The following is an 18918-nucleotide window of genomic DNA, read 5'->3' as shown; positions in this document are numbered from 1 at the left end:
GAGAAAAGGAGTATCACGCCATGCATGCCATCAGCTTCATCCAGGACCTGGCAGTCATCATGCTGGTCGCTGGCGTGGTCACCATTCTTTTTCACCGTTTCAAGCAGCCGGTGGTGCTGGGCTACATTGTCGCCGGCTTCATCATTGGCCCGCACACTCCGCCGTTCGGCCTGATTCATGACGAAGACACCATCAAGACCCTCGCCGAACTGGGGGTGATCTTCCTGATGTTCTGCCTGGGGCTCGAGTTCAGCTTGCGCAAGCTGTTCAAGGTCGGTGCCACGGCATTTATCGCAGCGTTCCTGGAAATCGTCCTGATGATCTGGATCGGTTTCGAGATTGGCCGCTGGTTTGGCTGGAGCACCATGGATTCACTGTTCCTGGGCGCCATCCTGGCCATTTCCTCCACCACCATCATCGTCAAGGCGCTCAACGACTTGAAGATGAAGAACGAGCGCTTTGCCCAGCTGATCTTCGGCGTGCTGATCGTCGAGGACATTCTGGGTATCGGTATCATTGCCCTGCTGTCGGGCATCGCGGTCAGCGGCACGGTCAGCTCGGGCGAAGTGTTCTCCACTGTCGGCAAGCTGTCGCTGTTCATGATCGTCGCCTTGGTCATCGGTATTTTGCTGGTACCGCGGTTACTGGCCTATGTCGCCAAGTTCGAAAGCAACGAAATGTTGCTGATCACTGTTCTGGGCCTGTGTTTCGGCTTCTGCCTGCTGGTTGTGAAGCTGGAGTACAGCATGGTGCTAGGCGCTTTCCTGATTGGCGCAATCATGGCCGAATCACGCCAGTTGCTGAAGATCGAACGTCTGATCGAGCCTGTACGCGACCTGTTCAGTGCCATCTTCTTCGTCGCCATCGGCCTGATGATCGACCCTCAGGTACTGATCGACTATGCCTGGCCTATCGTTGTCATCACCCTGGCGGTGGTGCTGGGCAAAATGCTGTCTTGTGGCATGGGGGCGTTCATTGCCGGCAATGACGGGCGTACGTCTTTGCGTGTGGGCATGGGGCTTTCGCAGATCGGCGAGTTCTCCTTCATCATTGCCGCGCTGGGCATGACCCTGCAGGTGACCAGCGACTTCCTTTACCCGGTGGCGGTCGCAGTATCGGCAATCACTACGCTGCTGACGCCCTACCTCATCCGCGCGGCTGACCCGTTGTCGCAGAAACTGGGCAATGTGGTGCCCGCCCGCCTCGCACGCGTGTTGTCGTTGTATGGCGAGTGGTTACGCAACATCCAGCCCCAGGGCGAGAGTGCCATGCTGGCGGCGATGATCCGGCGCATCCTGTTGCAGGTGGGGGTGAACCTGGCGCTGGTGATCGCCATTTTCTTCAGTGGCGGCTACTTTGCAGGGCGTATCGGCAATTGGCTCAGCGAGTGGGTCAGCGATGTCAGCCAGCAGAAGGCCGTCATTTGGGGGGCAGCGTTGTTGCTGTCACTGCCATTCCTGATCGCCGCGTACCGCAAGCTAAAAGCACTCTCGATGCTGCTGGCAGAGATGGGCGTGAAGCCGGAAATGGCCGGGCGACATACCCAGCGCGTGCGCCGTGTGATCGCCGAAGTGATCCCGCTATTGTCGCTGCTGGTGATTTTCCTGCTGCTGTCGGCATTGTCCGCCAGCATTCTGCCCACCAGCGAATTGCTGCTGGTGATTGCCGTGGTAGCTGCGGTGGTGGTGGCGTTGTTGTGGCGCTGGTTTATCCGCGTGCACACGCGCATGCAGATCGCGTTGCTGGAGACGCTGGAGAACAGTCGCGAGAACTCGCACTGAGGGGGTTACGCCCTGGGCAAGGTATCTCGCCCGCCCGAGGAGATGGGATTATAGCGATGTCGCCAGGCGCAAAAAGCCTGGCGATTTTAACGACCTTGAGGCGCTGAGACGTCATTGTTACTGACTCAGATCGCGAGCTTCTCTATAGGTGCTAGCGATCAGCTCTCCAGCCAAACATCTCGCGCCCAGTGCCACACCGATTCCCAACTGTCTTCGCCGACAATTTCCTCTTCGGCATCCCACAGCACCACGGTGCCGTCCTCTTCGACGCAATAGTAATTGTCGCCGTCCTGGCACAGCGGAATCAGGTCACGCGGTACGCCGGCATCCCAGGCGTTGGAGGCCACATCTGGCAGGTAGGTGTGCGACTGCGGATCAGTGACGGTAACAGGCTCAAGGGAGCCGTAAACCACATCACTTACGGTCAGCAGAAACTCTTTGAACACGAATGGAATATTGATGAACAGCTGTTCTTCGATCTCTACCAGCTGGTCTTCATCGGGAAGCTCCAGGGGCACTGGTACTGGCTCATTCGCTTCACGGAGTTGTTCGATCACTTCTTCCACGGTTCACTTCCTCTGACCTAGATGACAACGCTGCGCCTTATACCCTAGTAGCCCACTTTGGCAAAAGCAAAAACCCCGGGCAAGCCCGGGGTTCTCTGTTTAGCACGCAGCGATTAGCCGTTTTGACGGATACCGGCTACCAGCCAAGGCTGGTTCTCGCCTTGGGCGCGAACCATGTGCCAGCTTTCGCTGAACACTTCGCCCTGGTCGAAGCGCGAATTCTTCGACACGCCACGGAAGGTCAGGGTCGCGTCGGTGCGGTCGGCGCGGTCATCGACACCGTCCAGTTGCACTTCCAGGTTATCGATGTAGGTGGACTGGAAGCCATCACCCAGTTCAGCACGCTCACGCTTGAGGAACTCAAGCATTTGCGGGGTAACGAACTCGCTGATCTTGTCCATTTCATTGGCATCCCAGTGCTGCTGCAGCGACTGGAAGTGGTTACGGGCTGCCGCCAGGAAGCTCTGCTCGTTGAACCAGGCCGGGGCGTTGATCACCGGTGCGGCTGCGGCAGCAGGTGCGGCCGAACCACCGAAAATCGAAGGCTGGGCAGGCTGCGCGTGAGCCTCACGCTGCATCGGCGCATGGCCTGGCATGGCCATTTGTGGCTGCTGCTGGCGGCGGCGCGCGGCGATGAAGCGGAACACGAGGAAGGCGATGAGCGCCACGATCAGGAAGTCCATGATCTGGAAGCCTTCGAAACCGTCGCCCATGAACATGGAAGCCAGCAGGCCACCGGCGGCGAGGCCGGCCAGTGGGCCCAACCAGCGCGAAGCACCGCTGGCGGCAGCCGGTGCACGGCCAGGTGCGGTCGGCGCGGCAGCAGGCGTGGTTGGCGTAGCCTGGCGGGTCTGGTGGATAGGCGCGGAGCCCGAGCTCTTGCCGCCGCCGAAACGCTTGGCGCTGGCGTCCAGGCTCAGCGTCAGGCCGACGCAGAGCGCCAGTGCGATGCTAAGAAAACGTTGCATAAGTGGGATATCCCCTGTTGTGGATTGCACGCGCGTCATGGTGCACAGGTTCCCGGGCACATGACCAGCGACATAGTGTTTCGAGCTTTTGCCTGATGTTACAAAGTTGGCAGGCCCGACCCTTGTGGGCTTAGACAGCCTCGAGCTTGGCATACCCCAGCATCAGCCATTTGCTACCTTCGGCAAAATTCACCTGCACCCGCGCCTGAGCGCCAGAACCCTCGAAGTTGAGGATTACGCCTTCGCCGAATACCGCATGCTGCACACGCTGGCCAAGGTTGAACGCGGTCTGCGGAATGCTGGCATTGGCGAACAGGTTGCTGTTGGTGGCCGTCTTGGCCCCGCCGAACGGGCGGCTGACACTGTTGGACAGGCGTACTTCCTGAACCAGGCCGGCCGGAATTTCACGCACGAAACGTGACACCTTGTTATACGTCTCGCTGCCATAAAGGCGGCGTGTTTCGGCGTAGGTCATGACCAGCTGGCGCATGGCGCGGGTGATGCCTACATAGGCCAGGCGTCGTTCCTCTTCCAGGCGGCCGGGTTCTTCCAGGCTCATCTTGTGCGGGAACAAGCCTTCTTCCATGCCCACCAGGAACACATAGGGGAACTCCAGGCCTTTGGCGCTGTGCAGGGTCATCAGCTGGATGCTGTCTTCATGCTCGTCAGCCTGAGTATCGCCAGCTTCGAGTGAGGCGTGGCCAAGGAAGGCCGAGAGCGGAGACAGGTCGGCGTCTTCGTCGGTGGACTCGAAGTTGCGTGCCGCACTGACCAGTTCCTCAAGGTTTTCTACCCGTGCCTGGCCCTTTTCACCTTTTTCTTCCTGGTGATAGGTGATCAGGCCGGACTGTTCGATGGTGGTCTGGGTCATGGTATGCAGCGGCATGTCCACAACCTTGGCGGCCAGCCCCTCGATCAGCTCGATAAAGGCCCCCAGGGCACTGGCGGCGCGGCCCTTCAGGGCCTTGGCGGCGAGCAGCTGGCACATGGCCTCCCACATGGACAGCTGGCTGTGACGGGCGTGCTCGCGGATGGCTTCGACGGTTTTTTCGCCAATACCGCGCGGCGGCACGTTGATCACCCGCTCCAGAGCGGCATCGTTGCCACGCCCTTCGATCAGGCGCAGGTAAGCCATGGCATTCTTGATTTCGGCGCGCTCGAAGAAGCGCTGGCCGCCATAGATGCGGTAGGGGATGCGCTCGCGCAGCAGGGCCTCTTCCAGCACGCGCGACTGGGCGTTGGAGCGGTACAGGATGGCAATCTCGTTGCGCGCATTGCCCTGCTTGACCAGGCTCTCGATGGTTTCCACGACATAGCGCGCTTCGTCGTGCTCGTTGTAGGCCGCGTACAGGGTCAGTGGTTCGCCTTCGCCCATGTCGGTCCACAGTTCCTTGCCCAGGCGCCCGCTGTTGTTGGCGATCAGCGCGTTGGCCGCCTTGAGGATGCCGCCTGTGGAGCGGTAGTTCTGCTCCAGGCGGATCATTTCGGCGTCGGGGAAATCGGCGGTGTACTGGTGGATGTTTTCGATCTTGGCGCCGCGCCAGCCGTAGATCGACTGGTCGTCATCGCCTACCGCCATCAGGCTGTCGCCACCGCGTGCCAGCAGGCGCAACCAGGCGTACTGCACGGCGTTGGTATCCTGGAACTCGTCCACCAGCACGTGGCGGAAGCGTCGTTGATAGTGCTCCAGCAGGCCCGGATGGTCACGCCACAGGTCCAGGGCGCGAAGCAGCAGCTCGGAGAAATCGATGACACCGGCGCGCTCGCACGCCTGCTCGTAGGCCGTATAGACCTCGCGCATGGTCGCCAGGAACAGGTCGCCCCCCGCCTGGATATGCTGCGGGCGCAGGCCTTCGTCTTTCTGCCCATTGATGAACCACTGGGCCTGGCGTGCCGGCCACTTCTGCTCGTCCAGGCCCAACTCGCGCATGACCCGCTTGATCAGGCGCTGCTGGTCGTCGCTGTCGAGGATCTGGAAGTTCTGCACCAGCCGCGCTTCCTGCCAGTGGGCCCGCAACAGGCGATGGGCCAGGCCGTGGAAGGTGCCGACCCACATGCCTGCCGGGTTGATGCCCAACAGTTGCTCGATCCGCTGGCGCATTTCTGCTGCGGCCTTGTTGGTGAACGTCACCGACAGGATCGAGTGCGGTGATGCCTGCTCGACCTGGATCAGCCAGGCGATGCGGTGTACCAGCACGCGGGTTTTACCGGAACCGGCGCCGGCAAGCACCAGTTGACGCCCGAGCGTGGCCGCTACGGCCTGGCGTTGGGCATCGTTGAGGGAATTCAGCAGGAGAGAGAGGTCGTCTGTGCGCATCGGGCCATTCTAGGGCGATGCCGGGTAAGGGGCAAATATCTACTGTATGAATATTCACCTGGCGGCATCCCGCTCATCGGTCCGGGGCCAGGTCACGGCCTGCGCAAGCTGGCTGAGGCATCGTTAGTCGAAGGCCTTCCCGTTATGGATTTCGCACCTTCGAATTTCATCTGCTGCTGTTTCAGATTAAAGGTCGCGCCATCGCGCAGGTCATTCAGCCATGCCAGTGCCTGCCATGCCTGGCGAGCAGGCTGTTGGCTTGCTCGGGCCCGAAACTGCCAGCCGGGTAGGGGCGGGGCGCCTGGAAGTGCTCTTCACAGCCCTTGATGATTGGATCTACCCAGGCCCAGGCTGCTTCCACTTCATCGCGGCGCATGAACAGCGTCGAATCACCTTCGAGCACATCCAGCAGCAGACGCTCGTAGGCTTCCCAGCGGCGAGTCTGGCTGAACACCTGGGCCAGATTAAGGTCCAGGTCCACGGGTTCCAGGCGCATGCCTTTGCCTGGGCTCTTGGTCATCATGCGAAGGCTGATGCGTTCGTCCGGTTGCAGCTGTATCAGTAATTGGTTGACCTGGCCGCCGCTGAACAGTTCGTGAGGCACTGGCTTGAACTGGATGACGATCTGCGAAGCGCGCCGCGCCATGCGTTTGCCGGTGCGCAGATAGAAAGGCACGCCCGCCCAGCGCCAGTTGTCGATGTGCGCCTCGATGGCAACGAAAGTTTCGGTATCGCTGTCGTTGTCGACGTCCTTTTCAAAGTAGTAGGCCGGCACTTCCTGGCCGCCGATACGCCCGGCACCATACTGGCCACGTACCGTCTTGTCCTGCACATCCTGGCCGGTGATCGGCTTGAGGGCGCGCAGGATTTTCACCTTTTCGTCGCGTACCGCTTCTGCCTCGAATTGCGCGGGTGGCTCCATGGCCACCAGGCACAGCAGTTGCAGCAGGTGGTTCTGCAGCATGTCGCGAATAGCCCCGGCGCGATCGTAGTAGGCACCGCGGTTTTCTACGCCCAGTGTCTCGCAAACGCTGATCTGGACATGGTCGACCTGGTTGTTGCGCCACACCGGCTCCAGCAGGGCATTGGCAAAACGCAGGGCCATCAGGTTCTGCACGGTTTCCTTGCCCAGGTAGTGGTCGATGCGGAATACCTGTCTTTCTTCGAACACCGTGCCAATGGCTTCATTGATGGCTGTGGCCGATCCCAGCGAATGGCCGATCGGTTTTTCCAGCACGATGCGCGCTTCGGTGTCGGCCAGTCCGGCAATGCGCAGGTGGTTGGCAATCGGCACGAACAGGTTGGGAGCGGTGGCCAGGTAGAAGATGCGCGTCAGCCCACCGGGTTCGCCCAGGTAGCGTGCCAGGCGGCCGAAGTCGGCGCTCTGTGAAGCATCCATCGGGAAGTAGTCGACCCGTGCGGAAAACCGCCGCCATACCTCTTCGTCGAAGTCGCTGCGGGCAATCTGTGCCCGACAATGGCGTTCGGCGAGCTTCAGATAGTCGATGCGTGGCAGGTTGCGTCTGGCCAGTGCGATGACCCGCACGGCAGGGTTCAGACGGGCCTCGCGAAACAGGTGGTAGAGCGCCGGAAGCAATTTGTGCAGGGCAAGATCACCGGTGCCGCCGAAGACCAGAATGTCGCAAGGAATAGTCAAACCACCACTCTCCACGTTCGTTTAACTGGGCGGGTTGGCGTCCATGTAGTATAACTACAAGAAAGCTACAACCCGGCAAGCCGATCATAACCGAGTCCCGCCTGTGAATCTGTTGCAACATATCGCCCAATCGCGCCACCTGCTGCGCAAATCGGAACTGAAAGTGGCCGACCACGTGCTGCTCGACCCGGCTGCCGTCATGCACAGCTCCATGGCCGATTTGGCGCACAGCGTGGGTATCAGTGAGCCGACCATCGTGCGTTTCTGCCGGGCCATTGGCTGCTCGGGCTTCCAGGACCTGAAGCTGAAGCTGGCGCAAAGCCTGGCTGCCGGGGCCAGCTTCGGTCAGTTCGCCATCCACGAAGACGATTCGGTCGCCGACTACAGTCTGAAGATCTTCGACACCACCCTGCACACCCTGATGGAAGTGCGTGAGCACCTTGATCCGCAGGCACTGCAACAAGCCGTGAGCGCCATGGCCCAGGCGCAACGGGTAGAGTTTTATGGCTTTGGCGCGTCCGGTGCCGTTGCGGCCGATGCCCAGCACAAGTTCTTCCGCCTGCTGCTCAGCGCGGCAGCGTATTCCGACCCGCACATGCAAGCGATGTCGGCGGTTACCCTGAAACCGGGTGATGTGGCGGTGTGTATTTCCCAGTCGGGGCGTTCCAAGGACCTGCTGATCACTGCCAACCTGGTCCGTGAGAGCGGCGCCAACCTGATTACACTGTGCCCCAGCCAGACGCCGCTGGCCGAGCTATCGACGGTCAACCTGGCGATCGACGTGCATGAAGACACCGAGATCTACACCCCACTGACTTCGCGTATTGCCCACCTGGTGGTGATTGACGTGCTGGCCATGGGCGTTGCCATGGCGCGCGGGCCTAGCCTGGTCAACCACCTGAAGAGCGTGAAACGCAGCCTGCGCAGCTTGCGTCTGTCGCCCAAGTCGATCAAGGCTACCGACGACTGAATTCAACCTGCACTGGCCTCTTCGCGGGCTTGCCCGCTCCCACAGGTACTGTGCTCCTCTATAAATCGGTGCAATTCCTGTGGGAGCGGGTAAGCCTGCGAAGAGGCCGGTACAGGCAGTGAAAATTCACGATTCTGTCACCATTCCACCGCCAAACGGTAAACCATCAAGGCCAGTCTGAAACTCCCGCATACTATCTGGGAGACAGGCAATGGCTCGTGACTTCGACGGTACGTACCAACCCAACGCCAAGGCTCGCAAGCAGCAGGAAAAAGATCAGCGTCGCATGGAATACCGCCGCGCGATCGAGAGCTATTGCGACCAACGTCAACTGCTCCGCGACCTGGCGGACTACCCCGAGCTGCAAGCACTCACGGTATGGCAGTCGTCGGCGGCAGTTTCCCCGAAAAACGTTCAACAAGCGCGCTGATCAATGCACGTTCACCGCGGATGAATGCAAGAAACGCCAAGGCCACCGGCGACTGCCGCTTGGCCTTGGCCTGCACCACGCACCAGCTACGGTACAGCGGTAGCTCCTCGACCGGTAATTCCTTCAGCATCCCGGTAGCCAGCTCCAGGTTGACTGCGTGACGGGTCAACAGGGCGATCCCCAGCCCGGCGATCACGCATTCGCGCTGGGCGTCGGCCGAGGCTACTTCAAGCGTTTGGGCGAAATGCACACGCTTGTCCTTGAAGTACTCTTCGCAAGCCTTGCGTGTTCCCGAACCTTGCTCGCGGACCAGCAGCGTATGAGGCTCCAGGTCCTGCATGCGCAACTGGTCCAGCTTGCACAGCGGGTGCTGTGGCGGCGCAACCGCAACGATCGGGTTGTTGAGGAACGGCAGAAACTCCAGGCCCATGTCTTGCGGCACCATCGACATGATGATCAGGTCGTCGCGGTTATCGGAAAGGCGGCGGATGGCTTGGGCACGGTTGACTACCGTCAGGGTCAGGTTGACTTCCGGGTGACGCTGCTTGAAGGCGGCGAACAGGTGTGGCACGAAGTACTTGGCACTGGACTCGATCGCCAGTTTCAGCTGACCCTGCAGTGAGCCCTGCATGTCCGACAGCTGCATGTCCAGGCTCTCCAGGCGCCCGAAGATATCGTGGCTGGCGCGCTGCAGGGCCTCGGCCGCCTCGGTCAGGTAGAGCTTCTTGCCCACGTACTCGAACAATGGCTGACCGATCAGCTCTTCAAGCTGACGGATCTGTAGACTAACGGCGGGTTGCGTCAGCGCCATCTCCTCCGCAGCACGGCTGTACGACCGCAAATCGCACACCTCATTGAAGATCTGGAGTTGACGCAATGTCATACGCATCAAGGACTTACGCATTTTAATCTGCTCTTCGGCAACACCTTGTTACCCAACTATAAGCTTTTGCTAATACAGCCTCTAACAAATATTGATTTTTGTTTATCGACCTACAGCGCTAGGGTGAATACGCGACTGGCCAGCATCGTCTGGTCACGCGCCGACCGGTAGAACCGGCTCGACTGTTCCTACGGCTTTGGGAAGACTCCAGTGATAAAAAAAATCCTGATCGCCAACCGAGGTGAAATCGCAGTTCGGATCGTGCGTGCTTGCGCCGAGATGGGCATTCGCTCGGTAGCGATCTTTTCCGACGCCGACCGGCATGCCTTGCACGTCAAGCGCGCTGACGAAGCACACAGCATCGGTGCCGAGCCGCTGGCCGGTTACCTGAACCCGCGCAAGCTGGTGAACCTGGCTGTGGAAACCGGCTGTGATGCCCTGCACCCAGGCTATGGTTTCCTTTCGGAAAACGCTGAACTGGCAGAGATTTGCGCCGAGCGCGGGATCAAGTTCATCGGCCCGGCCGCCGACGTGATTCGCCGTATGGGCGACAAGACCGAAGCGCGCCGCACCATGATCGCCGCCGGTGTGCCGGTAACCCCGGGCACCGAAGGTAACGTTGCCGATATTCATGAAGCCCTGAGCGAAGGTGACCGCATCGGTTATCCGGTGATGCTCAAGGCCACCTCCGGTGGTGGCGGCCGCGGTATTCGCCGTTGCAATAGCCGCGAAGAACTGGAACAGAACTTCCCACGGGTCATTTCCGAGGCGACCAAGGCATTCGGTTCGGCCGAAGTGTTCCTGGAGAAATGCATCGTCAACCCGAAGCACATCGAGGCGCAAATTCTCGGTGACAGCTTCGGCAACGTAGTGCACCTGTTCGAGCGCGACTGCTCTATCCAGCGCCGTAACCAGAAGCTCATCGAAATTGCCCCGAGCCCACAGCTCACTCCTGAGCAACGCGCCTACATCGGCGACCTGGCGGTGCGTGCGGCCAAAGCGGTGAATTACGAGAACGCCGGTACCGTGGAGTTCCTGCTCGCCGATGGCGAAGTGTACTTCATGGAAATGAACACCCGGGTGCAGGTGGAACACACCATTACCGAGGAAATCACCGGTATCGACATCGTTCGTGAGCAGATCCGCATCGCCTCGGGGCTGCCACTGTCGGTCAAGCAGGAAGACATTCAGCACCGCGGCTACGCCCTGCAGTTCCGTATCAATGCTGAAGACCCGAAAAACAACTTCCTGCCCAGCTTCGGCAAGATCACCCGTTACTACGCCCCCGGCGGCCCGGGCGTGCGCACCGACACGGCGATCTACACCGGCTATACCATTCCACCGTTCTACGACTCCATGTGCCTGAAACTGGTGGTGTGGGCGTTGACCTGGGAAGAAGCCATGGACCGCGGCCTGCGGGCCCTGGACGACATGCGCGTGCAAGGGGTGAAGACCACCGCCGCGTACTACCAGGAAATCCTGCGCAATCCGGAATTCCGTAGCGGCCAGTTCAATACCAGCTTTGTCGAAAGCCACCCTGAATTGACCAACTACTCGATCAAGCGCAAACCCGAAGAGCTGGCCTTGGCCATCGCCGCCGCCATCGCCGCCCACGCAGGCCTGTGAGGAACCCCATAATGTCCAAGAAAATTCACGTAACCGACACGATCCTGCGCGACGCTCACCAGTCCCTGCTGGCTACCCGCATGCGTACCGAAGACATGCTGCCGATCTGCGACAAGCTCGACAAGGTTGGCTACTGGTCGCTGGAAGTCTGGGGTGGTGCCACCTTCGACGCCTGCGTGCGCTTCCTCAAGGAAGACCCGTGGGAGCGCCTGCGCAAGCTGCGCGCAGCGCTGCCAAACACCCGCCTGCAAATGCTGCTGCGCGGCCAGAACCTGTTGGGCTACCGCCACTACAGCGACGACGTGGTCAAGGCCTTCGTCGCCAAGGCGGCGGTCAACGGCATCGATGTGTTCCGCATTTTCGACGCCATGAACGACGTGCGTAACCTGCGCGTGGCCATCGAAGCGGTCAAGGCCGCCGGCAAGCACGCCCAGGGCACTATCGCTTACACCACCAGCCCGGTACACACCATCGAAGCCTTCGTGAACCAGGCCAAGCAGATGGAAGCCATGGGTTGCGACTCGGTGGCGATCAAGGACATGGCTGGCCTGTTGACCCCGTTCGCCACTGGCGAGCTGGTCAAGGCGCTGAAGGCTGAACAGTCGCTGCCAGTGTTCATCCACTCTCACGATACCGCCGGCCTGGCAGCCATGTGCCAGCTCAAGGCTGTGGAAAATGGCGCGGACCACATCGACACCGCCATCTCCAGCTTCGCCTGGGGCACCAGCCATCCGGGTACCGAGTCGATGGTTGCTGCGCTCAAGGGCAGCGAGTTCGACACCGGCCTGGACCTGGAGCTTCTGCAGGAGATCGGCTTGTACTTCTACGCCGTGCGCAAGAAGTACCACCAGTTCGAAAGCGAGTTCACCGCGGTAGACACCCGGGTGCAGGTCAACCAGGTACCGGGCGGCATGATTTCCAACCTGGCCAACCAGCTCAAGGAGCAGGGCGCCCTCAACCGCATGAACGAAGTGCTGGCCGAAATCCCGCGTGTGCGTGAAGACCTCGGCTTCCCGCCGCTGGTCACCCCGACCTCGCAGATCGTCGGCACCCAGGCGTTCTTCAACGTGCTGGCGGGTGAGCGCTACAAGACCATCACCAATGAGGTGAAGCTGTACCTGCAAGGTGGTTATGGCAAGGCCCCGGGTGTGGTCAACGAGCAACTGCGTCGCCAGGCTATCGGCAGTGAAGAAGTGATCGATGTGCGCCCGGCTGACCTGCTGAAGCCGGAAATGGCCAAGTTGCGTAGCGACATCGGTGCCCTGGCCCGTTGCGAAGAAGACGTGCTGACCTTCGCCATGTTCCCGGACATTGGCCGCAAGTTCCTCGAAGAACGCGAAGCTGGCACCTTGACGCCTGAAGTTCTGCTGCCGATTCCGGAAGCCGGTGCCGTGGCTGCACCTGGCGGTGAAGGCGTGCCGACCGAGTTCGTCATCGACGTACACGGCGAAACCTACCGCGTCGACATCACCGGTGTGGGCGTTAAGGCCGAAGGCAAGCGTCACTTCTATCTGTCGATCGACGGCATGCCGGAGGAAGTGGTATTCGAGCCACTCAACGAGTTCGTCAGCGGTGGCGGCAGCAAGCGCAAGCAAGCGACCGACCCTGGCCACGTAAGCACCACCATGCCGGGGAACATCGTTGATGTGCTGGTCAAGGAAGGTGACATGGTCAAGGCCGGCCAGGCGGTCTTGATCACCGAAGCCATGAAGATGGAAACCGAAGTGCAGGCGGCCATCGCCGGTAAGGTCGTGGCCATCCATGTGGCCAAGGGTGATCGCGTGACGCCGGGTGAAATCCTGATCGAGATCGAGGGCTGATTTAAGCCCTCATCTACAAGTGGTTAACCTCTGGGGAGCGGATGCTCCCCTTTTTTTGTGCCGGATTCACCCGCACCTCTCAACGCGCATCCCTTGTAGGAGACCTGATTCAGCATACCGCTCAACCTTTGCGGCACACCTCAAGGCTTTCCACCTGGCCACCCGGCTGCTGGTTCTCTTCACTCAACCACCGCTCAAACCCGGCAGCCACCGCCGGCCATTCATCATCGGTAATCGAATACCACGCCGTATCGCGGTTGTGGTCCTTCACCACCAGGTGCTTGCGGAACACCCCTTCGTAGACGAAGCCGAATCGCTCTGCCGCACGTTTGGAGCGGGCATTGGCGTTATTGCACTTCCACTCCAGCCGTCGATTACCCAGCGCGAAGCCCAACTTGCCCAGCAGGTACACCGCCTCGGTACCCTTGGGCGTGCGCTGCATGGCGGCGCCGAAGGCAATGTGGCCGATCTCGATCCGGCCGTGGTCAGGCACGATCGACATCAGGCTGAGGATGCCTTGGGCCTGGCCACTGGCGCGGTCGATGACGGTGTAGAAAAGCGGGTCGCGGCCAGCAGCGTTGCCTTCCAGCCAGCGGTCAAAGGCGGCACGTTCGGCGAACGGGCCGTACGGCAGGTAGTCCCACAGCACCGGATCTGAGGCCGGACCCTGCAGTGCCTCCCAGAGGTCTTCGCCATGGCGACCTGGATCGAGCTTCTCCAGGCGGATGAAGCGGCCTTCAATGGGCTCGGCCTTGGGGGTTGCGGCGGGTTTCCAGTTCAATGCGTCTGTCATGTGCGGCCTACAAGCCTTTGCGGAATTGGATGAAGCCCGAGCGCTCGGCAACCTGCTGGTACAGGCTGATGGCGGTGGCGTTGGTTTCGTGGGTCAGCCAGTGCACCTTGATGCAGTTGTCGGCCTTGGCAGTGGTGTAGACGTGCTCGATCAACTGTCGACCAATGCCCAGGCCACGTTGCGTGCTGTCCACATACAGGTCCTGCAGGTAGCAGGAATTCTCGATGCTCCAGTTGGAACGATGGTAGATGAAGTTGACCATCCCCACCGCCTTGCCGTCGACCCAGGCCAGTGTCGAATGGGTTGGCTCGCTGGGGTCGAGCAGGCGTTGCCAGGTGCTCAGGCTGACGGCATCGGCCAGCTCGGTCTCGTAGAAGTGCAAGTAGGCTTGCCACAGGGCGTGCCAGGCCGCGTGATCTTGGGCAGTGACAGGGCGCAGGGTAAGGTTGGGCATGGGCTATTCCTTCAGAGTTGGCGCATGTGCGCCGCGAGTTGATTGTCCCGGTGATCGGGGCTGGCGCTCAGGCCTTCGCGCACACCAGCGATGTCTTGCCCGGAGCGGTTCTGGCTGAGCTTGCGTGCACCTTGCAGGCGCGCGATGGGCAGACGGATACCGACGATGGCGCGGAGCATGCCCTCGATGTAGTCGGCAGGGGCATCGGTGACTTTCCAGGGTTCGCTGCGACCCTGTTCGTGGCGGTCGGTCAGGCGGCTTACGATAGCCAGTAGCGGCTCGGCCTCATGGATAACTTCGGCCGGGCCATAAGCGTGCACCGCCAGGTAGTTCCAGGTCGGCACCACCTTTGGGTTTTCGGCCTTGCTTGGGTAAAAACCGGGGCTGACATAGGCATCGGCGCCGGGGAATACCAACAGTGCTTCGCCGCCGTGTTGAAGGTCTTGCCATTGGCGGTTGGCCCGGGCCAGGTGGGCATACACAGTGCCGAAATCGCCCTCGGCGGTATCGACCAGCACCGGTAGGTGCGTGGCCAGAAGGCCCTGTTCGCCTTGGCTGACCAGAACGGCCAGGCGGGTGTCTAGCATGTGCTGGTGTAAGCGGGTGAGGTCGTGTTCCTGGTGCGGCTTACTGTTGTACATGGCGGGATCCTTGTCGAATGGTTCCATCCTAGGCAGGCTATTGGTTCTGGGTAAGATCCATTAATGCCTGTTTTCATAGGTCCAATATCATGCGCGAGTCGCCCCTCATCTTGCCTTTCGACCCTGCCGGGATCGCTCTGGATCGCAGCCGCGGGCTTAGCCAGCAGCTATATCAGGCGTTGCGAGCGCGGGTACTGGATGGGCGCCTGAGCAGTGGTACTCGCTTGCCGGCTACGCGCGACCTGGCTGCCATGTTGGCGCTTTCACGCAACAGCGTGGTGCGCGCCTACGATCAACTGTATGCCGAGGGCTTCATCGAAAGCCGGGTCGGCGATGGCACCTACGTTAGCCGGCTGCCAAAACTGTCCACACAAGTATCCACAGGGTTATCCCTGGGCTTATCAACAGGGTTATCCACATTTCGTGAAGAAAATACTGAGGATTTATCCAGCGGGAGGCTTTTCAACGCGCCTCTGCAGCGCCTGAAAAACAACCATTTGCCACCGCCCAGAAGCGGTGCGCCGCGTGCTTTTCGCGTTGGCATTCCGGCGTTCGACCTGTTCCCGTTTGACGTCTGGGCCAAGCTACAGGCGGGTTTCTGGCGTAACCCGTCGCCTGCGCAACTGGGCTATGGTGACCCCGCTGGCGAGCCGGCTTTGCGCGATCTGATAGCGGCCTATCTACGCCGCTCGCGGGGGCTGAGCTGTACGGCTGAACAAATTGTGATCACAAGCGGTGCGCAGCAGGCCATCAGCCTTTGTGCACAGTTGCTGCTGCAACCGGGCGACGGTGTGGCTGTGGAAAACCCAGGCTATCGGGCGGCCGCTCATGCCTTCACGCTTGCGGGCGGCCGGGTGTGTGGCGTGCCTGTGGATGAGGACGGGCTGGACTGCGGCCGCCTGGAACATTTGACCGATTGCCGACTGACCTATGTCACGCCTGCACACCAATACCCGACCGGGGTGACCATGAGCCTTGCACGTCGCCTGGCATTGCTGGCCTGGGCTGAACGCAGTGACGGCTGGATCATCGAGGACGACTACGACGGCGAATATCGCTACAGCGGTGCGCCGCTGGCCCCGCTGGCAGCGCTCGACCGGCACGGGCGGGTGCTGTATGTCGGCACCTTCGGCAAGATCGCCTTCCCGGCGTTGCGTCTAGGCTACCTGGTGCTTCCGTCGAAGCTGGTGCAGGCTTTCAGCCAAGGCAAAGCGTTGGCGGTGCGGCATTCGGAGGTCAGCAGCCAGTGCGTGATGGCCGAGTTCATGGCCCGTGGCCATTTTCAGCGGCATATCCGCCGTATGCGCAAGGCGGCATTGAAGCGGCGCGATGTGCTCAAGGCCGGTTGGCCTGTGGATATTCCGGGGTTGGGCGCAATGCCGGAAGTGGCGGCTGGGCTGCATGTGAAGGTCGATGTGGATAACTTTGCTCGGGAGCAGGAGTTGGTGGCCAAGGCTGAGGCGGTGGGGGTGGAAGTGACACCACTGAGCAATTTCTGGTTGGCGGACTGCGAGGTGCCTGTGGATAAGCGGGCAGGGCTGGTGCTGGGCTTTGCGGCAGTGCCGGAGGGCGAGATTGCCGAGGCCTTGATGAAACTACGCAAAGTCTGGAAAAAATGAGTGGGGCTGCAAAGCAGCCCCCGGTTCAACATCAGGTACCGGACTTTATCCGCGTCCAGGCGCGGGTCCTGGCTCGTTCGGCATCTCGCGTCAAAGGCTTGAGGGTATACAGCTTGGCCATCGCCTCTGCTGTCGGATACAGGTTGGGGTTGTTGCGAATCGTCGGATTCACCTTGTCGGTCGCATCCTTGTTCGGGTTCGGATACCCCACGAAGTCGCTGATCGGCGCAATCACCTCTGGCCGCAGCAGGTAATTGATGAACGTATGCGCATCCTCCGGGTTTGCTGCGCCCTTTGGAATCGCCAGCATGTCGAACCAGATCGGCGCGCCTTCCTTGGGCAGGCGCATGTCCACCACCACGCCGTTGTTCGCCTCACGGGCGCGGTTGGCTGCCTGCGAGAAGCTGCCGCTGTAGCCCACTGCCACACAGATGTCGCCATTGGCGATGTCTGCCATGTACTTCGAGGAGTGGAAGTAGGTGATATGCGGACGAATCTTCAGCATCAGCTCCTCGGCCTTCTTGTAGTCAGCCGGTTTGTCGCTGTTCGGCGGCAAGCCCAAGTACTGCAGGGCCAGCGGTAGAATCTCCGACGGCGAGTCGAGCAGGGCCACGCCGCACTGCTTGAGCTTGGCGATGTTCTCTTCCTTGAAGATCAGGTCCCAGCTGTCCACCGGCGCGTTGTCGCCGAGTGCAGCCTTGACCTTGGCCGGGTTGAAGCCGATCAGCACGGTGCCGTACATATACGGCACGGCAAACTTGTTGCCCGGGTCGTTAGCTTCGATCAGCTTCATCAGTGCCGGGTCCAGGTGTTGCCAGTTCGACAGCTTGCTGCGATCCAGCGGCTGGAACACCCCGGCTTCGATCTGCTTGGCGAGGAACACGTTGGACGGTACTACCACGTCATAGCCGGAGTTGCCGGTTAGCAGCTTGGCTTCCAGCGCCTCATTGGTGTCGAAGATGTCGTACACCAGCTTCACGCCGCTGTCCTTCTGGAAGGCAGTCAAGGTCTGCGGGGTGATGTAATCGAACCAGTTATATACACGCAGGGTTCGCTGCTCAGCTTGCGCATGCAGGGCGCCCGCAAACAGGGTGGCAGCGATAAACGGGGCGAGCAGACGTTTGAGTCGGACCATTATCGGGCTCCTGGCAGGGCGCGCTGGAAGCCTTCCAGCACATTGACCGCGTTGATGCCGATTTCCTCCACAGCGTAACCGCCTTCCATCACGAACAGGGTCGGCTTGCCGAGTTGGCCGATGCGCTTGCCCATTTCCAGGTAGTCCGGGCTGTCCAGCTTGAACTGCGAGATGGGGTCGTCCTTGAAGGTGTCCACACCCAGTGAGATGACCAGCACGTCGGCGTCATAGCTGGCGATGCGCTTGCAGGCATCCTCCAGGGCTGCGCTCCAGGCGGCCCAGTCGCTACCGGCCGGCAAGGGGTAGTTGATGTTGTAGCCCTGGCCTGCGCCTTCGCCTGTTTCATCGGCATAGCCGAGGAAGAACGGGAATTCGTCCTGCGGGTCGCCGTGGATCGAGGCGAAGAACACGTCATCGCGGCTGTAGAAGATGTCCTGGGTACCGTTGCCGTGGTGGTAGTCGACGTCAAGGATGGCGACCTTGCGTCGGCCTTGGTCGAGGAAGGCCTGGGCAGCGATGGCGGCGTTATTCAGATAGCAGTAGCCGCCCATCACTTCGCCGGCAGCGTGGTGCCCTGGCGGACGGCAAAGGGCGAACGCCGCATGGGCGCCTTGCTGAATCGCTGCCTGGGCGGTCAGGGCAACTTGTGCAGCACTATAGGCCGCCTGCCAGGTACCCGCGGTGATGGGGGCGCCGGCATCGAAGCTGTAGTAACCCAGTTCGCCATGCAGGCCGGTCGGCTTGACCTGGCGCAGTGTGCGGGCTGGCCAGGTGAAGGGCAGCAGGTCACCCTCTTGGCCCAGTGCAGCCCAGCGCGCCCAGGCGCCTTCGAAGAAATCCAGGTAATCGGCGCTGTGGACGCGCAACAGCGGCGCACGGCCGAAGTCGGTCGGGCCCTGGATTTCGCCGAGGTTGCGTTTCTTCACTTGGTCGAGCACATGGTCGGCGCGCGAAGGCATTTCGAAACAGGGCATCAGCTTGCCATCGATCAGCTCGCAGCGGCCGTGGTGTAGGCGGTGGTCATCGGAATAGATCGTCAGCATTGTTGTTCTCCGGTGGGACTGGCGTGGGTCCATTGTCATGGGCTGATCAGCAGGGGAGAACGACGCAAACGGCCAAAAGGGGATCGATATGGCCAAGGTCTTTGGCCAGATGGGTGGTGACCTATCCCAGCCTCGTCGCGGGTAAGGCAGCGGCGGCAACGGTGAACGGCCTTTGGACATTGGCCGGCAGGCCCGGCCCTTTCGCGGGTGAACCC

16 protein-coding genes are annotated in these 18918 nt (G+C 60.9%); 6 read left to right on the top strand and 10 right to left on the bottom strand.

Features of this window, described 5'->3' with window-relative positions; genetic code table 11:
- Positions 1–20 precede the first annotated feature (20 nt).
- Entirely contained in the window at positions 21–1781 is a 1761-nt protein-coding gene (locus ACZ889_RS03800; RefSeq protein ID WP_003253264.1) for a cation:proton antiporter, read from the top strand.
- A 158-nt stretch (positions 1782–1939) separates the two neighbouring features.
- Here the strand turns inward: ACZ889_RS03800 and ACZ889_RS03795 are convergent, their stop codons facing one another.
- The 4 genes from ACZ889_RS03795 to zwf all read right to left on the bottom strand — a co-directional run bounded on the left by ACZ889_RS03795 (position 1940) and on the right by zwf (position 7289).
- Positions 1940–2347 carry an SMI1/KNR4 family protein gene (locus ACZ889_RS03795; protein ID WP_003253266.1) on the bottom strand — a complete coding sequence of 136 codons (408 nt, stop codon included), beginning with the start codon at positions 2345–2347 and terminating at the stop codon, positions 1940–1942.
- A gap of 113 nt (positions 2348–2460) precedes the next feature.
- Positions 2461–3315, bottom strand: a complete 855-nt coding sequence (locus ACZ889_RS03790; protein WP_003253268.1) for a Tim44 domain-containing protein — start codon at positions 3313–3315, stop codon at positions 2461–2463.
- Between the two features lie 130 nt (positions 3316–3445).
- Positions 3446–5632, bottom strand: coding sequence for a DNA helicase II (uvrD, locus tag ACZ889_RS03785; RefSeq protein WP_004575197.1), 2187 nt, complete (start codon positions 5630–5632; stop codon positions 3446–3448).
- Between the two features lie 214 nt (positions 5633–5846).
- The gene (zwf, locus tag ACZ889_RS03780; RefSeq protein ID WP_180689061.1) at positions 5847–7289 is read right to left on the bottom strand and encodes a glucose-6-phosphate dehydrogenase; all 1443 of its coding nucleotides are present in this window, start codon (positions 7287–7289) and stop codon (positions 5847–5849) included.
- Between the two features lie 103 nt (positions 7290–7392).
- Between zwf and hexR the strand changes: the two genes are divergently transcribed.
- Positions 7393–8259, top strand: coding sequence for a transcriptional regulator HexR (gene hexR, locus ACZ889_RS03775; protein WP_003253273.1), 867 nt, complete (start codon positions 7393–7395; stop codon positions 8257–8259).
- Positions 8260–8470: 211 nt separating this feature from the next.
- Complete coding sequence (locus ACZ889_RS03770; protein ID WP_003253275.1) at positions 8471–8689, top strand: PA3496 family putative envelope integrity protein; 219 nt, start codon at positions 8471–8473, stop codon at positions 8687–8689.
- On the opposite strand, the gene ACZ889_RS03765 is transcribed toward ACZ889_RS03770, so the two are convergent.
- Complete coding sequence (locus tag ACZ889_RS03765) at positions 8631–9593, bottom strand: LysR family transcriptional regulator (protein WP_003253277.1); 963 nt, start codon at positions 9591–9593, stop codon at positions 8631–8633. The two genes, ACZ889_RS03770 and ACZ889_RS03765, sit on opposite strands and share 59 nt — an antisense overlap.
- A 189-nt stretch (positions 9594–9782) precedes the next feature.
- On the opposite strand from ACZ889_RS03765, the gene ACZ889_RS03760 reads away from it, so the two are divergent.
- A complete protein-coding gene (locus ACZ889_RS03760; RefSeq protein ID WP_003253279.1) occupies positions 9783–11198 on the top strand; it encodes an acetyl-CoA carboxylase biotin carboxylase subunit in 1416 nt (471 codons plus the stop codon).
- A gap of 11 nt (positions 11199–11209) precedes the next feature.
- Entirely contained in the window at positions 11210–13018 is a 1809-nt protein-coding gene (gene oadA, locus ACZ889_RS03755; RefSeq protein ID WP_003253282.1) for a sodium-extruding oxaloacetate decarboxylase subunit alpha, read from the top strand.
- A 121-nt stretch (positions 13019–13139) separates the two neighbouring features.
- On the opposite strand, the gene ACZ889_RS03750 is transcribed toward oadA, so the two are convergent.
- The 3 genes from ACZ889_RS03750 to ACZ889_RS03740 are packed head-to-tail and all read right to left on the bottom strand — an operon-like array spanning position 13140 to position 14906.
- Positions 13140–13811, bottom strand: coding sequence for a GNAT family N-acetyltransferase (locus tag ACZ889_RS03750; protein WP_180689062.1), 672 nt, complete (start codon positions 13809–13811; stop codon positions 13140–13142).
- 7 nt (positions 13812–13818) lie between these two features.
- A complete protein-coding gene (locus ACZ889_RS03745; protein ID WP_012054127.1) occupies positions 13819–14265 on the bottom strand; it encodes a GNAT family N-acetyltransferase in 447 nt (148 codons plus the stop codon).
- An 11-nt stretch (positions 14266–14276) separates the two neighbouring features.
- Positions 14277–14906, bottom strand: coding sequence for an FMN-binding negative transcriptional regulator (locus tag ACZ889_RS03740; RefSeq protein ID WP_108192094.1), 630 nt, complete (start codon positions 14904–14906; stop codon positions 14277–14279).
- Positions 14907–14995: 89 nt separating this feature from the next.
- On the opposite strand from ACZ889_RS03740, the gene pdxR reads away from it, so the two are divergent.
- Entirely contained in the window at positions 14996–16525 is a 1530-nt protein-coding gene (gene pdxR, locus ACZ889_RS03735; RefSeq protein ID WP_409259516.1) for a MocR-like pyridoxine biosynthesis transcription factor PdxR, read from the top strand.
- A gap of 31 nt (positions 16526–16556) precedes the next feature.
- Here the strand turns inward: pdxR and ACZ889_RS03730 are convergent, their stop codons facing one another.
- Positions 16557–17660: a polyamine ABC transporter substrate-binding protein gene (locus ACZ889_RS03730; RefSeq protein ID WP_108192092.1), complete on the bottom strand. Its 1104-nt coding sequence runs from the start codon at positions 17658–17660 to the stop codon at positions 16557–16559.
- Positions 17660–18703 (bottom strand): histone deacetylase family protein, encoded by a 1044-nt coding sequence (locus ACZ889_RS03725; RefSeq protein WP_144000519.1) that lies wholly within the window; start codon positions 18701–18703, stop codon positions 17660–17662. Before ACZ889_RS03725 ends, ACZ889_RS03730 begins: the two co-directional genes overlap by 1 nt.
- Positions 18704–18918 lie beyond the last annotated feature (215 nt).

This window comes from Pseudomonas sp. TE3895 (genome assembly GCF_056278855.1).
This window is presented reverse-complemented; position numbering and strand designations above follow the sequence as displayed.